Here is a 16,018-nt window from a genome sequence, read left to right on the forward strand (position 1 = left end):
GGGGGTCCGCCGTCTCCACCCTCCCGACCTCACGCCTTGCGGGGGTCCGCCGTCTCCACCCTCCCGGCCTCGTGCTCCGGGTGGGCCTGCCCCAGGCGGGCCTGCAGGCCGTCGAGGAAGCACATCAGGCCGAAGTCGAAGCTGAGCAGGCGGGTGGTCTCGACGTCGATCTCGGTGCCGTAGTACTCCGCGTGGCGCGCGGCCAGCTCGGGATGGTTGCGGGACGCCTTCTGCACCAGGGGCCTCATCGTCGCCAGCACCTTCTCGGCGCTCATCTCGCCCGTGTTGGTGATCCTGCGCCAGGTGAGCTCGGGTGTCGTCGCGCCCAGCACGTACGACATGAGCGCGGAGGAGGCGTAATCCTGCTCCAGACCCTTGAACCCGGCCAGCGTGAACGTGCGCAGCAGCTGGGCCGCCAGCTCCATCGCGTTGGGGCCGAGGGCCGGTCTGGTGCCGATCAGCGCGGCCGCCCAGGGATGCGCGAAGAGCGTCGCGCGCAGGCCGTAGGCGAACACCGAGGCCGTGTCCCGCCAGCCGATCACGCTGGGATCGGGCAGCGGCACCTTGCCGAAGACCTCGTCCATGACGAGTTCGAGCAGCTCGTCCTTGTTGGCCACGTGCCAGTAGATGCTGGTCGCGCCGGAGCCGAGCCTGGCGCCCAGACGGCGCATGCTCAGCGCGTCGAGTCCTTCGGCGTCGAGCAGTTCCATGGCCGCGCGCACGATCTGGTCGCGGCTGAGCGCCGGACTCCTGGAGGTACGGGGCTCGCGGGTCCAGACCGAGGTGAAGTGCTGTTTCACCACTCAAGCATAAATCCACTCGCACGCCGTTCGAGAATTGTCGTACGCTGTGCGGGTGGAATCGAACACTGTGCGAGCAGAGCCGCACCCCCGGCGCTGGTGGATCCTTGGCGTGCTCTGCCTGAGCCTGCTCGTCCTCGTCGTGGACAACACCGTCCTGAATCTGGCCATCCCGGCCCTGATGACCGACCTGGGTGCCAGTCCCTCGGACATCCAATGGATCATCGACGCCTACATCCTGGTCTTCGCCGGGCTGCTGCTCACCTCCGGCAGCCTGTCCGACCGCTACGGCCGCAAGCGTTTCCTGATCATCGGCCTGGTGCTGTTCGGCGGGGCCTCGCTGGTCGCCCTGCTGGTCACCGAGCCCTGGCAGCTCATCGCCGCCCGGGCCCTGATGGGCGTCGGCGGCTCCATCCTGATGCCGAGCACCCTGTCGATCCTGATCACCGTCTTCGACGACAGCGAGCGCCGCAAGGCCATCGCCGCGTGGAGCGCGGTGGCCATGGTCGGCGTGATCGCCGGTCCCACGCTGGGCGGTTTCCTGCTGGAGCACTACTGGTGGGGCTCGATCTTCCTGCTCAACGTGCCGATCACGGTCGTGGCCGTCGTCGCGGCCGTGCTGCTGATGCCCGAGACCCGCGGCCCGGCCCGCCGGCTCGACCCGGTCGGTGTGGTGCTGTCCACCACCGGTATGAGCGCCCTGGTCTTCGTGGTGATCTCGGCGCCGGGCAAGGGCTGGACCTCCTCCCAGGTGGTGGTCGCCGCGGTGCTGGCCGTACTGGCGCTGGGCGGGTTCGTGCTCTGGGAGCGGAGGTCGGCGCACCCGATGCTGCCGCTTGGGCTGTTCCGTGACCGCAACTTCAGCGGGTCGTCGTTCTCGATCGTGCTGATGTCGTTCGGCACCGGCGCGCTGCTGCTGATGTTGACCCAGTACCTGCAGTTCGTGCTGGGCTACGGTCCCATGCAGGCCGGCCTGGCGCTGCTGCCGTACGCCGTGGCCGCCGCCCTCTTCAACGCGGTCGGCGCGGGGCTCGGGCAGAAGGTCAGCAACCGCACGCTGGTCGCGGTGGGAATGTCCGTGATGGCCCTCGGCTTCGGCGTGCTCGCCTTCATGACCGCCGACACCGGATACGGCATGATGATCACTGGTCTGATGCTCATGGGCGTCGGCGGCGGCCTGACCGGGCCCGCGGCCTACGCGACCCTGATGGGCGCGGTGCCGCCCGAGCACGCCGGCGTGGGGTCGGCGCTCAACGACACCGTCCAGCAGGTGGGCATGGCGCTCAGTGTGGCCGTGCTCGGCAGCGTGCTGGCCGGGGTCTACACCTCGTCGATGCCCGCCGGGGCCCCGGCCGCGGCCCGGGACTCGATCGGCGGCGCGCTCCTGCTCGGGGATCCCGGCCTGGCCCGGACCGCGCGGGAGGCGTTCGTCTCGGCCATGGCGTTCGGCTCCTGGGTGGGCGTCGGCTTCACCCTCGCGGCCGCCGCGCTGGCGTTCGCGGTGCTGCGTCCCGCCCCCGCGGCCCCGGCCTCAGAGCCGGACCTGGTGGAAACGGGGAGCTGAGACGTTCTCCAGGCTGTCGAGCTTGTGCACCCGCTCGTCGTGGCCGATCTGCCGGAGCAGGTCGGCCACCGACGCGTAGCGGCCGTACTCGGCGGCGTAGGTGCCCGGGTCGGGCTGGAACTCCAGCTCGGGGTGCTCGGCGACGTACGTCATGTACTCGTGCTCGGCGTGGTCCTCGAACTCGGCGTTGAGCCTGTAGCTCAGTTCCGGCCTGACCAGGAACAGCACCCAGGACACGTGGTAGTAGAAGAACGCGATGAACCAGGGCGCGAGCCTGTGCAGCAGCCAGTTCTGCCGGTCGCCGTTGCGCTGGACGAGGTCCTGCATGATGAGCAGGTGCCACTGCTCGTTGTCCTGGTCGGCGCGGGCCTCCACGATCCGGTCGAAGACCCGCCTGGCCAGGGCGGACCTGCCGTGGTGGCGGTGGAGCGCCCAGTAGCCCATGCGCTCCCAGGCCTGGTACGGCACGCGGGCGATGATCTCCAGCATGGCGAACTTCGTGTACGAGCCCTCCCTGCCGTAGAGCAGGTCCACGGGCTTGAACATCATCTTGGCGAGCAGGCCGTACTCCATCCTCGGGGAGTCCAGCGTCTCGCGCTGGGCGGTCCTGAGCCGGTGGCCGTCGAGCTTGGGCGGGCCGGCCGGGGCCTCGGGGCGGTCGATCGTGAGGGTCATGGCGGGGTGCCTCTCGTCGGATCTCGTCGGTCTCGTCGGATGACTCGATGGTGGAGGAGGAGACCCCCGCCGGTCGTCGGCCGTGGGGATGCGGACGCGGTGCCTCTCCGGGAGTAACCGGCGCCCCCGCGCTACACCGCCAGGCGGACGGGACATCCCCTAGGGGTAGAGGGACGGTCCGGAGGAAAGCCGCAAAAATTCATGCATTTCAGATTGCTTTAGTAGGAAATTTGGGTGACGATGAGGGCATGAGTCGCTCAGCCGCGGTCGCCGGCCGCCCTCCCGGGGCGCGGCCCCTCGTGGCCGCCTGACCCTGTGCCCGGACGGGGACCTGGGGGGTGCTCCCGTCCGGTGTCCTGTACGGCTTGCGCCAACCGTCGCAGGGCGCAAGCCGTACAGGACCCCTCCGCCCCGCGCCGGCGGGCCGGCCGGCCGCGGAGGACCTCACGGTGACAATGTGACGGGTTAACCGGACATCTCCCGACACATTGATGGTGGGAGCGGCCGCCCCGAGCCGCGATACTCGATACATGTCGGACCTTCTTGCACGCCACCGGGCGGTAATGCCCAACTGGGTGGCCCTTTACTACAACGAGCCCATCGAGATCGTCGGCGGCAAGGGCAACCGGGTCGTCGACGAGTCGGGCAAAAGCTATCTGGATTTCTTCGCGGGCATCCTGACCAACATGATCGGGTACGACGTGCCCGAGGTGCGTGAGGCCGTCGAGCGCCAGCTCGCCACCGGCGTCGTGCACACCTCCACGGTCTACCTGCTCCGCGGCCAGGTCGAGCTCGCCGAGAAGATCGCCAGGCTGTCCGGCATCAAGGACGCCAAGGTCTTCTTCACCAACTCCGGCACCGAGGCCAACGAGACCGCGCTGCTGATGGCGACCTACGCGCGCAAGTCCGACCAGGTGCTCGCCATGCGGCAGAGCTACCACGGCCGCTCCTTCGGCGCGATCAGCGTGACCAGCAACCGCGCCTGGAAGAACAACTCGCTGTCGCCGCTGAACGTGCACTTCCTGCACGGCGCCGACCGTCACCTCACCCAGTTCCGCGGAATGTCGGACGCCGACTACATCGCCGCCTGCGTCGACGACCTGCGTCACGTGCTCGCCACCTCCGTCGCGAGCGACGTGGCCGCGCTGATCGCCGAGCCGATCCAGGGCGTGGGCGGGTTCACCATGGCCCCCGACGGGCTGTTCGCCGCCTACAAGGAGGTCCTGGACGAGCAGGGCATCCTGCTCATCTCCGACGAGGTGCAGACCGGCTGGGGCCGCACCGGCTCGGCGTTCTTCGGCATCCAGAACCACGGTGTCACGCCGGACATGATGACCTTCGCCAAGGGGCTGGGCAACGGTTTCGCGGTCGGCGGCGTCGTGGCCCGCGGCGACCTGATGGACAACCTGCACGCGGTCGGCCTCGCGACCTTCGGCGGCAACCCGATCTCGATGGCCGCCGCCAACGCGACGCTGGACTACGTGCTCGACCACGACCTGCAGGCGAACGCGGCCCGGACCGGCACCCTGATCATCGACGGGCTCCACGAGGCCGCGGCCCGCCTGCCGATCGTCGGCGACGTCCGCGGGAAGGGCCTGATGTTCGCCGTCGAGCTGGTCGACCCGGCGACCGGCGCCCCCTCCCCGGCGCTCGCGGCCCGGTTCATGGAGGAGACCAAGAAGGCCGGTCTGCTCGCGGGCAAGGGCGGCCTGCACGGCAACGTGCTCCGCATGGCCCCGCCCCTCACCCTGACGACGGACGAGGCCGCCGAGGGCCTCGGGATCATCGTCAACGCGCTCGAAGTCATCAACGCTGAGGTCGTCTCGTCGTGAAGAACATCACCCACTGGATCAACGGAGCCCCCGCCGAGGGCTCCGGCCGCACCTCCGAGATCTTCAACCCGGCGACGGGCGAGGTCAGCGGACGGGTCCACCTGGCCTCGGTGGCCGAGGTCGACGCGGCCGTGGCCGCCGCCGCCGCGGCCTACCCGGCCTGGCGGGACGCCTCGCTGGTCAAGCGGTCCCAGGTGCTCTTCCGCTTCCGTGAGCTGATGTACGCCAACCGTGACGAGCTCGCCCGGCTCATCTCGGCCGAGCACGGCAAGGTCCACTCCGACGCGCTGGGCGAGGTGGCCCGCGGCCTGGAGGTCGTGGAGTTCGCCTGCGGCATCCCGCACCTGCTCAAGGGCGGTTTCTCCGAGGGCGTCTCCACCCGCGTCGACTCCTACTCGATCCGCCAGCCGCTGGGTGTCGTGGCCGGGATCACGCCGTTCAACTTCCCGGCCATGGTGCCGATGTGGATGTTCCCCATCGCGATCGCCGCGGGCAACGCCTTCATCCTCAAGCCGTCCGAGAAGGACCCGTCGGCCTCGCTGCTGATGGCCGCGCTCTGGCGGGAGGCTGGGCTGCCGGACGGTGTCTTCAACGTCGTCCAGGGCGACAAGGTGGCGGTGGACCGGCTGCTGGAGCACCCGGACGTGCGGGCCGTCTCGTTCGTCGGGTCCACGCCCATCGCCCGATACGTCTACGAGACCGGGACCTCCCACGGCAAGCGGGTCCAGGCGCTGGGCGGCGCCAAGAACCACATGCTCGTCCTGCCCGACGCCGACCTCGACCTCGTCGCCGACGCGGCGGTGTCGGCGGGCTTCGGCTCGGCGGGCGAGCGCTGCATGGCGATCTCCGTCGTGCTGGCGGTGGACCCGGTCGGCGACGAGCTGGTCGACAAGATCGTCTCGCGGGTCTCCGAGCTGACCATCGGCCCCGGCGACGACCCGGCCTCCCAGATGGGCCCCCTCGTCACCGAGGTCCACCGCGACAAGGTCGCCTCCTACCTCGACCTGGGCGTCTCCGAGGGCGCCAAGCTCGTCGTGGACGGCCGTCAGACGCCGGTCCTCGGCGGCGGCGCCGCCGCCGAGACCCCGGGCTTCTGGCTCGGCCCCACGGTCCTCGACCACGTCCCGGCCGGCTCCCGGGTCCACCAGGAGGAGATCTTCGGCCCGGTCCTGGCGATCGTGCGCGTGTCCTCCTACGAGGAGGGGCTGGAGCTGATCAACGGCGGCGAGTTCGGCAACGGCACCGCGGTCTTCACCAACGACGGCGGCGCCGCCCGGCGCTTCCAGAACGAGGTGGAGGTCGGGATGATCGGCATCAACGTGCCGATCCCGGTGCCGATGGCCTTCTACAGCTTCGGCGGCTGGAAGGCCTCGCTGTTCGGTGACACCCACGTGCACGGGACCGAGGGCGTGCACTTCTACACCCGGGGCAAGGTCGTCACCTCGCGCTGGCTCGACCCGAGCCACGGCGGGGTCAACCTGGGCTTCCCGACCAACAAGTAGCCGCCGGGACCGTCCCGCCGCGCGCCGGAGCCCCGCGAGAGCCCTCTCGCGGGGCTCCGGCGCGTCCGTCCGGGCCCGTCTCCATCCCCGTCCGGGCCCGTTCACATCCGTCCGGGCCCGTTCACCTCCGTCTACGTCCGTCCGGGCCCGTCTCCATCCCCGTCCGGGCTCGTTCGCATCCGTCCGGGCCCGTTCACCTCCGTCCAGGCCCGTCCAAGCCCGTCTCCACCCCCGTCCGGGCCCGCTCACGTCCGTCCGGGCCCGCCCACGTCCTTCTCGCGGGCCCGCCGGCGCGGGCCTCGCGGGCCGTGCGGGGGCGGAGGGGACCCGACTGCCCGGCCTGCCGGGTGGCGGGCAGATAGGCTCCGGACAGGTCGGCAGTGGCACCGTGGGGGGACTTCGTGAGCAGGGACAGGCTCCGCCGTACACATCTCGGAGTGCTGGCGGGGGCGGGCGGGCTGGCGCTCGCCGTCTCCGTCTCGGTGGCGGCGGCGGGCGCCGTCCAGCCGGTGGGCAGCCCGTCGGTCCCGGCCGCGCCCGCGGCGGCGTCGCCCGGCCGGAGCCCCGGTCCCGGTCTTGGTCTCGGCTCCGGCGCGGCCTCCGGCGCCACTCCCAGCCCGACGCCTTCGGCCTCCATCGGCAAGGGCGAGGGCACGCTCCAGGTGCTCACCTTCCAGGGCCATGTCGAGTACGGCGGGACCAGCTCCAGGGCCAACTGGGTCTCCTCCTTCGAGGAGGAGACGGGGTGCCGGGTCGCGAAGCTCGACCGGGTCAAGACGGAGGAGGAGATGGCCGCCAAGCTCGTCGGCAACTCCTACGACGTCATCTCACCCCCACCGGAGCTGGCCGGGCGGCTGGTCGCCGAGGGCAGGGTGGCGCCGGTCGACACCGCGCTGCTCGACTTCTACAAGGACATCCCCAAGCGGCTGCGCGAGCTGCCGGCCGTCCGGCGGGCGGGCAAGGTCTACGGGGTCCCCTATCTCTGGGGGGTCAACCAGGTCATCTACGAGATGGGCAGGCCGCAGGGGCCGGAGGCCCTCTACGCGACCACCCCCGTGGCGATCAGGGACAGCCCGCTGAGCATCGCCGACGCCGCGCTCGCGCTCGGGCGGACCGATCCCGGTCTGGGGGTCGAGGACCCCTTCCAGCTCACCCCCGCCCAGCTCGACGCCGCCGTGAAGCTGCTGGCCGAGCGCGACGGCCCCGACCGGGTCTACTGGAAGGACTCCATCGATGTGATCCGGGCCTTCGCGTCGGGGTCGGTACGGCTCGCCCAGGCCCTGCCGTACCACCGGGACCTCTTCCAGCGCGCGGGCCGGCCGGTGAAGGCACTGGACAGCGCGCCGATGACGGGGTGGGTCGACTCGTGGATGCTGGCGGCCAAGGCCGCCAGCCCCAACTGCGCCTACCGGTGGCTCAACTGGATGGGCTCGGCGAAGGTGCAGCGCTCGGCCGCCGCCTGGACGGGGCTCGCCCCGGCCAATCCCGACGCCTGCGGCGGGCGCGCCGACCGCATGTGCGAGATCTATCACGTCCGTGACGACGACTGGATCCGGCGGATCTTCTTCGCCGCCCGTCCGACGCGGGATTGCGGCGGCCGGGGCGGGGAATGCACTGACTACACCGACTGGACACAACGTTGGAAGAACCTGGTGAGGTGAGCGGGGCTCCCGTTACCCCCGCTTGACGGGCCGCGGGCACGCCCATCCCCCCGCTGGGCGTGGCCCGCCAGGGGCGCTCCGGGTGGTCCCCCGACCCCGGAGCGCTCCGTCTTTCTCCAGGCACGTCCGCCTGACCTCGTAATCACCGCGATTTCCGTCGCGATCACCAACATCGGCAATGGATTCAGTGGCTGATCCTGCCTCATCTATCGACTGGTCAACCAGTCAGCGAGTAGGCTCGCTGTCATGAGAATCCTTCTTGTAGGAGCGGGCGGGGTTGGCTCCGCCGTTGTCCCGATCGCCGCACGCCGAGATTTCTTCGAACACATCGTGGTGGCCGACTCCAAACAGAGCCGCGCCACCGACGCCGTGGCCAAGATCGATGATCCGCGCTTCAGCGCCATCGGGCTGGACGCCTCCGACCAGGCGGCGGTCGAGGCCGCCCTGGCGGAGCACCGCTGCGATGTGCTCTTCAACGCCGTGGACCCGCGCTTCACCATGTCCCTGTTCCGGGCCGCGCTCAACGCCGGGGCGCACTACCTCGACATGGCGATGTCGCTGTCGCGGCCCCACCCCCGCAGGCCCTACGAGCTGACCGGGGTGAAGCTGGGCGACGAGCAGTTCGCGCTCGGCGACGCCTGGCGTGACAGGGGCAGGCTGGCGCTGGTGGGCATGGGGGTGGAGCCCGGGCTCGCCGACGTGTTCGCGCGCTACGCGGCCGAGCACCTCTTCGAGAGCATCGAGGAGATCGGCATCCGCGACGGGTCGAACCTGGTGGTCGAGGGCTACGACTTCGCGCCGACCTTCTCCATCTGGACGACCATCGAGGAGTGCCTCAACCCGCCGGTGATCTGGGAGAACGGCGACTGGCACACCACCGAGCCGTTCAGCGAGCCGGAGGTCTTCGACTTCCCCGAGGGGATCGGCCCGGTCGAGTGCGTGAACGTCGAGCACGAGGAGGTGCTGCTCGTGCCGCGCTGGATCGACACCAAGCGGGTGACGTTCAAGTACGGCCTCGGCGAGGAGTTCATCGGCGTCCTGAAGACGCTGCACAAGCTCGGCCTGGACAACGCGGGCAAGATCCGGGTGGGCGGCGTCGAGGCCTCACCCCGCGACGTCGTCGCGGCCAGCCTGCCGGACCCGGCCACGCTGGGTGACCGGATGCGCGGCAAGACCTGCGCCGGCACCTGGGTGAAGGGCGTCGGCAAGGACGGCGGGCCGCGCGAGGTCTACCTGTACCACGTGGTCGACAACGAATGGTCGATGCGGGAGTACGGTTGCCAGGCCGTGGTCTGGCAGACCGCCGTGCACCCGGTGGTCGCGCTGGAGCTACTGGCCACCGGCGCCTGGGCGGGCGCGGGGGTGCTGGGGCCCGAGGCGTTCGACTCGGTGCCCTTCCTCGAACTGCTCAACGCCTACGGCTCGCCCTGGGGCATGCGCGACCAGACCGACCAGGTCCTCCAGCCCGCCTGAGCCCGCCCCCGCCCGGCCGGAGTCCCCGGCGCCCGGTCCCCGAGTCCGCGCGCCCCGGGCGGCGACGGCCGCCCCGGCGGCCCGCGCCACCCCGAGGGGCGGCGGCCATGATCGATCCGGCCGCCGCCCCTCGGCGTGCCGGGCGGCGGACGCCGGGCCCGTCCGGAGCCGGAACGGCCGTCACTCTCTGTGATCTGTCACAGAACCCGAACATAGGTTACAGAATCCAGACATCATGAATCCGGATCGTTACCCCAGGTGCTGGGGCTGTAGCTCTCTCGCAGGTATCGTTTCGCTCATCCCGGTCTAAAAAAGTCATCCGGGATTAAACGCGCGTTAACGGGGTATATGTGATGGCTGCTCGCGGGTGACCCACGCCGCCCCTCGCGCCCCAGGCGATACACGAGGGGAGGACGATGGGCGCCTACCTGCTGAAGCGGCTGGTCAGCAATGTCCTGCTCGTGGCGATCGCCGCGAGCATGGCCTACTTCCTCGCCGCCACCAGCCTCGAACCGAGGGCCAAGTACGAAGGTCGCCAGCCGCCGGTGGCCGAGGCCGTCGTCGACGCGACGCTGGACGACTACAACCTCAACGACAAGACGCCGGTCTTCGAGCGTTACGTCACCTGGGTCTCCGGAATCGTCCAAGGCGACTTCGGCAAGACCTGGCAGGGCAAGTCGGTCAACGACGAGATGGGCCGGCGCATCGGCGTCAGCCTGCGGCTGCTGCTCATCGGCACGATCATCGGCTCGGGCGTCGGCGTGGTCGTGGGGGCCTTCGCCGCCGTCAGGCAGTACAAGCTCAGCGACCGGGTCATCGGGGTGAGCTCCTTCGTCATCATGGCGGTCCCGGTCTTCGTGACCGCCACGATGCTCACGATCGCCGCGGTCGGCCTCAACGACACCCTGGGCTTCACGCTCCTGGAGTACACCGGTGAGTACAACCCGGCGCTGAGCGGCTGGGACCAGTTCGCCAACCGGCTCAACCACCTGATCCTGCCGACGATCTCCCTCAGCCTCGGGCAGATCGCCTTCTACAGCCGGATCCAGCGCAACATGATGCTGGACGTGCTGGGCCAGGACTTCGTCCGCACCGCCCGGGCCAAGGGCCTCAGCCGCCGCACGGCGCTGTTCAAGCACGCGCTGCGGACCGCGCTGGTCCCGGCCGCGACCTACTTCGCCTTCGCCTTCGGCACCCTGCTGACCGGCGCGACCTTCACCGAGAAGATCTTCGGCTGGCACGGGATGGGGGCCTGGCTGGTGGACTCGATCCAGCAGAACGACACCAACTCGGTCGCCGCGGTGAGCCTGTTCGCCGCCGTCTGCGTCCTGGTGGCGGGCCTGCTGTCGGACCTCGCCGTGGCCGCCCTCGACCCCCGGGTCCGGGTGAGCTAGATGCGGTCGAAAGTCGTCCTCGCTCGCCTGATGCGCAACCCGCAGGCCCGCTACGGCCTCATCGCGCTGGTGCTGCTCCTGGTGCTCGCCTACGCCGGTCCGTTCTTCGGCCCCCACGACTGGACCGAGAAGGACTTCCTGGCCTTCCTCGAACCGCCCTCGGCCGACCACTGGTGGGGGACCACCCAGATCGGCCAGGACGTCTACGCGGTCACCCTGCGCGGCATGCAGAAGTCGCTCGTCATCGGCTTCCTCGTGGCACTCTTCGCCACCGGCGCCGCCGCCCTGGTCGGTGCCGCCGCCGGATACTTCGGCGGGTGGGTGGACCGGGCCCTGATGTGGGGCGCGGACCTGCTGCTCGTGCTGCCCAGCTTCCTGATCATCGCGATCATCTCGCCGCGCCTCAAGGGAGGCTCCTGGCTCTGGTTCGTGGTCCTGCTCGCCGCCTTCTCCTGGATGATCACCTCCCGGGTGGTGCGGAGCATGACGCTCTCCCTGCGGGAGCGGGAGTACATCCAGGCCGCCCGTTACATGGGCATCCCCGGCTGGAAGATCATCCTGCGGCACATCGTGCCGAACCTCTCCTCCCTGCTGATCATCGACGCCACGCTCAACGTCAGCGCGGCGGTCATCGGCGAGGCGGCGCTGTCGTTCTTCGGGTTCGGCATCCAGCCGCCCGACGTCTCGCTCGGCACGCTGATCGCGGCAGGCAGTGACAAGGTCACCGGCTATCCGTGGCTGTTCTTCTTCCCGGCGGGTCTGCTCGTGCTGCTCGTGCTCAGTGTCAACCTCATCGGCGACGGCCTGCGTGACGCGCTCGACCCGGGGAGCAACTCATGACGATTCTCGAGGTGAACGACCTCAACGTCACCTTCCGCGGCGGCATCAAGGCCGTCCGGGGGGTGAGCTACGAGCTCAGCCGGGGCGAGGTGCTCGGCATCGTCGGCGAGTCGGGCTCCGGCAAGTCGGTGACCTCGCTGGCGGTGATGGGCCTGCTGCCGGCCGGCGCCGAGGTCAGCGGATCGGTGAAGCTGCACGGCAGGGAACTGCTCGACATGCCGGAGGAGGAGCTCATCCGGCTCCGCGGCAAGACCATCGGCATGATCTTCCAGGACCCGCTGTCGGCCTTCACCCCCGTCTACACCATCGGTGACCAGATCGCCGAGGCGGTGCGGATCCACCAGAAGGTCGGCAAGGACAAGGCGGCCAAGCGGGCCGTCGAGCTGCTGGACCTGGTCGGCATCCCGCACCCGAACGTGCGGGCCAAGGCGTTCCCGCACGAGTTCTCCGGCGGCATGCGCCAGCGCGCGATGATCGCCATGGCCATCGCCAACGACCCCGACGTGCTGATCTGCGACGAGCCGACCACCGCACTCGACGTCACCATCCAGGCCCAGGTGCTGGAGGTGCTCAAGACCGCGCAGCGGGAGACCGGCGCCGGCATCGTGATGATCACCCATGACCTGGGGGTCGTCGCGGGCATCGCCGACCGGGTGCTGGTGATGTACGCGGGCAAGCCGGTCGAGCTGGGCGGCGTGGACGAGATCTACTACCGCCCGCGCCAGCCGTACACGATGGGCCTGCTCGCCTCGATCCCGCGGATGGACCGCCCGGAGGGGCGGCTGGTCCCGATCGAGGGCAGCCCGCCCTCGCCCGCCGCGCTCCCGCCGGGCTGCCCGTTCGCGCCGCGCTGCCCGATGCGGGTCACCGCGTGCGACGAGGCCGAGCCCGACCTGGAGCGGATCGGCCCCGGCACCCGCATGTCGGCCTGCATCCGCTCGCACGAGATCGAGCTCAAGGGTCTCGACGGCGCCACGATCTATCCCGTGCCCGAGGCCCCCGCCGAGGCGGCCGATCCCCGGCCGCGCGCCGAGCGGGAGACCGTGCTGCGGGTCGAGGACATGGTCCGGCACTACCCGCTGATGAAGGGCGCGGTGTTCAAGCGCCGGGTCGGCACCGTGCACGCGGTGGACGGCATCAGCTTCGACATCGCCGAGGGCGAGACGCTGGCCCTGGTCGGCGAGTCGGGCTGCGGCAAGACCACCACGCTCCAGCAGATCATGCAGCTGGAGGCGCCGCAGGGTGGCACGGTCGTCGTGCTCGGCAAGGACAGCGCCCGGTTGGCCAAGGCCGAGCGCAAGGCGCTCCGCCGGGACCTGCAGATCGTCTTCCAGGACCCGATGGCCGCGCTCGACCCGCGCATGCCGGTCGGCGACATCCTCGCCGAACCGCTGCGCGCGCACGGCCACAAGGACGTCGAGGCCCGGATCGCCGAGCTGCTCAGCCTGGTGGGTCTGGACCCGAGCCACGCCCAGCGCTATCCGCAGCACTTCTCCGGCGGCCAGCGCCAGCGCATCGGCATCGCCCGCGCCCTGGCCCTGGAGCCCAAGCTGGTCGTGCTCGACGAGCCCGTGTCGGCGCTGGACGTGTCCATCCAGGCAGGTGTGATCAACCTGCTGGAGGACCTGAAGGTCAGGCTCGGCCTGTCCTACCTGTTCGTCGCGCACGACCTGTCGGTGGTCCGGCACCTCGCGGACCGGATCGCCGTCATGTATCTCGGCAAGATCGCCGAGATCGGCACGGTCGAGGAGGTGTACGGCAGGCCCGCGCACCCCTACACGCGGGCGCTGTTGTCGGCCATCCCGCTGCCCGACCCCGAGCTGGAGCGCTCCCGCGAGCGGATCCTGCTCGAAGGCGACCTGCCCAGCCCGGCCGACCCTCCGTCGGGCTGCCGCTTCCGCACCCGCTGCCCCAAGCGTGCCCGGCTGGGCGCCGAGGAGGCGCGCAGGTGCGAGGAGGAAGAGCCCACTGTTGTCCGGCTCGCGCCCGCCGTCGACCACGGCGCCGCCTGCCACTACCCCGAGGAGACCGAGGTCGTCGTGGCCTCGCGTCGCTGACGAATCCCGTTGGAGGAACACGTGAAGGTTGGCTACAAGGCCGTCGCCGGGACAGCGCTCCTGGCCATGGCCCTCACCGCCTGCGGCGGCGGCGGCGCCGACAAGCCGAAGGCCGGGTCGAGCGAGGCCGCCAAGGAGGCCCAGCAGCAGGCCGCCGGGCTTGCCGGAAGCGCGACCAACCCGGTCCCCTACGACCAGGTCGCCGAGGGCGGCGTCGTGAAGCTGGCGCTCAGCGGGTGGCAGACCCAGTGGAACTACAACCAGGTCAACGGCACCCACGCCACCACTGACGACGTGATCGAGCCGCTGATGCCGCTCGTCGCCATCGCCAACGACAAGGCCGAGGTCACCAACAACCCCGACTACGTCACCGAGTGGAAGATGGAGCTCACCGGGGGCAAGCAGGTCGTCACCTACAAGATCCACGAGAAGGCGACCTGGTCGGACGGGAAGCCGATCACCTACAAGGACTTCCAGGCCCAGTGGAAGGCCCTGAGCGGCGAGAACAAGAAGTACCAGGTCTCCTCGACCGACGGCTACGACCGGGTCGAGTCGGTGGAGAAGGGCGCCACCGACAAGGACGTGGTGGTGACCTTCGCCAAGAACTACCCGGACTGGCCGGGCATGTTCTCCCCGCTCTACCCCGCCTCGACGAACGAGACGCCCGAGGCGTTCAACAAGGGCTGGATCGACAAGATCCCGGTCACCGCGGGCCCGTTCAAGGTCGAGTCCATCGACCAGACCAGCAAGGCCGCCACCCTCGTCCGCGACGACAAGTGGTGGGGCCAGAAGGCCAAGCTCGACAAGGTCATCTTCCGGGGCATGGACGCGACCGCCGTCCTGAACGCCTTCGCCAACGGCGAGCTCGACGCGGTGGAGGTCCCGGTGAACGCCGCCGACCTCAAGCGGGCCAAGGAGGTGCCGAACGCCGACATCCGTAAGGCCGCGGCCCCGAACTGGCGTCACATCACCGTCAACGGCTCCAGCGACTTCCTCAAGGACAAGTCGGTCCGTCAGGCCATCCAGCTCGGCATCAACCGCGAGACGATCGCCGCGTCCGACCTCAAGGACATGGACTGGCCGGTCCAGACGCTCAACAACCACCTGTACATGAACACCCACAAGGGTTACGTGGACAACTCCGGCGAGCTCGGCAAGTACAACCCGGAGAAGGCCAAGCAGATGCTGGAGGCGGCCGGCTGGAAGCAGGAGGGCGAGTACCGCAAGAAGGACGGCAAGGAGTTCTCGCTCCGCTTCATCGTCCCGGCCTCCCTGCCCACCGCAAAGCAGGAGGGTGAGCTGACCCAGGCGATGCTGAAGGAGGTCGGCGTAAAGGTCGTCATCGAGCCGGTCCCCGACGACAAGCTCTTCGACGACTTCATCATCCCCGGCAACTTCGACCTCGCCCCGTTCTCCTGGCTGGGCACGCCGTTCCCGAACGGCGCCCTGCCGCAGATCTACCGGACGCCCGAGAGCGCGGAGAACTTCGGCAGCAACTTCCCGCGCATCGGCACCCCCGAGCTGGACAAGCTGATCGACCAGGCCGCGGGTGAGATGGACCCGGCCAAGGCGATCGAGCTGGGCAACGCGGCCGACAAGATGATCTGGGACGAGGTGCACACGATTCCGCTGTACCAGCGCCCCGACATCTACGCCACGAAGAAGACCCTGGCGAACTACGGTTCCTTCGGGTACTCCGACAAGAACTGGACGACGGTCGGCTACACCAAGTAGCCGCAGGCACGTCCCGGTGCCCTTCTCCGCTCCGGCGGGGGAGGGCACCTTCCTTTTCTGTTCTGGCTGCTCCGGCTCTCCGCTCTCGGCCTCTCCGGGCATGGCCCGGGAGCGGGGCTCGGACGTTCAGGAGGGCCGGGAGGGGCCGGGTGCTGTCCGGGTGCTCCAGGAGGGCCGGGAGCGGGCCTGGAGGCTCAGGAGAAGGCCACGCGGCGGGGCAGCGGGTAGACGTTCTCCTGGAGGTCCTGCATCAGCGCGTCCGCGCATTCCGGGCAGGCGAACAGGGCTCCGTCGTCGGGCAGGCGGCCGATCCTGATCCGCGGCCGGGGCCATTTCTTGTGGCAGGCCACGCAGGCGTCACCTTCGCGCTGGGTGCGGGTCAGGCCCTCAGGGTCGAACGTCAGCGTGTTCTGCGCCGTCCTACTCGGTCCCCAGTTCATTGCGCCTCCCGTCTTGATCGCGCAGTGTCATATCGGAACCGTTATA

General features: G+C 69.9%; 12 protein-coding genes. 9 read left to right on the top strand and 3 right to left on the bottom strand.

The features are described 5' to 3' along the window. Nucleotides 1-29: 29 nt before the first annotated feature. Nucleotides 30-800 carry a TetR/AcrR family transcriptional regulator C-terminal domain-containing protein gene (locus J2S55_RS01445; RefSeq protein ID WP_306856714.1) on the bottom strand — a complete coding sequence of 257 codons (771 nt, stop codon included), beginning with the start codon at nt 798-800 and terminating at the stop codon, nt 30-32. A gap of 55 nt (nt 801-855) precedes the next feature. On the opposite strand from J2S55_RS01445, the gene J2S55_RS01450 reads away from it, so the two are divergent. Continuing rightward, nucleotides 856-2,364, top strand: a complete 1,509-nt coding sequence (locus J2S55_RS01450; protein WP_306856715.1) for an MFS transporter — start codon at nt 856-858, stop codon at nt 2,362-2,364. Here J2S55_RS01450 and J2S55_RS01455 read toward each other — a convergent pair. After that, on the bottom strand, nt 2,332-3,039 hold the full coding sequence (locus J2S55_RS01455; protein ID WP_306856716.1) for an alternative oxidase: 708 nt from the start codon (nt 3,037-3,039) through the stop codon (nt 2,332-2,334). The two genes, J2S55_RS01450 and J2S55_RS01455, sit on opposite strands and share 33 nt — an antisense overlap. A gap of 530 nt (nt 3,040-3,569) precedes the next feature. Between J2S55_RS01455 and J2S55_RS01460 the strand changes: the two genes are divergently transcribed. From J2S55_RS01460 to J2S55_RS01495, 8 genes are all read left to right on the top strand, one after another. Next, on the top strand, nt 3,570-4,871 hold the full coding sequence (locus tag J2S55_RS01460; RefSeq protein WP_306856717.1) for an aspartate aminotransferase family protein: 1,302 nt from the start codon (nt 3,570-3,572) through the stop codon (nt 4,869-4,871). Beyond that, the gene (locus J2S55_RS01465; protein WP_306856719.1) at nt 4,868-6,373 is read left to right on the top strand and encodes a CoA-acylating methylmalonate-semialdehyde dehydrogenase; all 1,506 of its coding nucleotides are present in this window, start codon (nt 4,868-4,870) and stop codon (nt 6,371-6,373) included. The genes J2S55_RS01460 and J2S55_RS01465 overlap by 4 nt, the downstream gene beginning before the upstream one ends. Before the next feature lie 401 nt (nt 6,374-6,774). Then, nucleotides 6,775-8,034, top strand: coding sequence for an extracellular solute-binding protein (locus tag J2S55_RS01470; protein ID WP_306856720.1), 1,260 nt, complete (start codon nt 6,775-6,777; stop codon nt 8,032-8,034). Between the two features lie 246 nt (nt 8,035-8,280). Beyond that, nucleotides 8,281-9,507: a saccharopine dehydrogenase family protein gene (locus J2S55_RS01475; protein WP_306856721.1), complete on the top strand. Its 1,227-nt coding sequence runs from the start codon at nt 8,281-8,283 to the stop codon at nt 9,505-9,507. A 416-nt stretch (nt 9,508-9,923) separates the two neighbouring features. After that, a complete protein-coding gene (locus J2S55_RS01480; RefSeq protein WP_306856722.1) occupies nt 9,924-10,901 on the top strand; it encodes an ABC transporter permease in 978 nt (325 codons plus the stop codon). Then, entirely contained in the window at nt 10,902-11,741 is an 840-nt protein-coding gene (locus J2S55_RS01485) for an ABC transporter permease (protein WP_306856723.1), read from the top strand. After that, entirely contained in the window at nt 11,738-13,798 is a 2,061-nt protein-coding gene (locus J2S55_RS01490) for a dipeptide ABC transporter ATP-binding protein (RefSeq protein WP_306856724.1), read from the top strand. Before J2S55_RS01485 ends, J2S55_RS01490 begins: the two co-directional genes overlap by 4 nt. Before the next feature lie 21 nt (nt 13,799-13,819). After that, nucleotides 13,820-15,532, top strand: coding sequence for an ABC transporter family substrate-binding protein (locus tag J2S55_RS01495; RefSeq protein ID WP_306856725.1), 1,713 nt, complete (start codon nt 13,820-13,822; stop codon nt 15,530-15,532). Between the two features lie 194 nt (nt 15,533-15,726). Here J2S55_RS01495 and J2S55_RS01500 read toward each other — a convergent pair whose 3' ends face one another. Beyond that, complete coding sequence (locus tag J2S55_RS01500) at nt 15,727-15,972, bottom strand: hypothetical protein (protein WP_306856726.1); 246 nt, start codon at nt 15,970-15,972, stop codon at nt 15,727-15,729. Nucleotides 15,973-16,018 lie beyond the last annotated feature (46 nt).

Origin of the sequence: Streptosporangium brasiliense (assembly GCF_030811595.1) — a bacterium.
GTDB classification, from domain to species: domain Bacteria; phylum Actinomycetota; class Actinomycetes; order Streptosporangiales; family Streptosporangiaceae; genus Streptosporangium; species Streptosporangium brasiliense.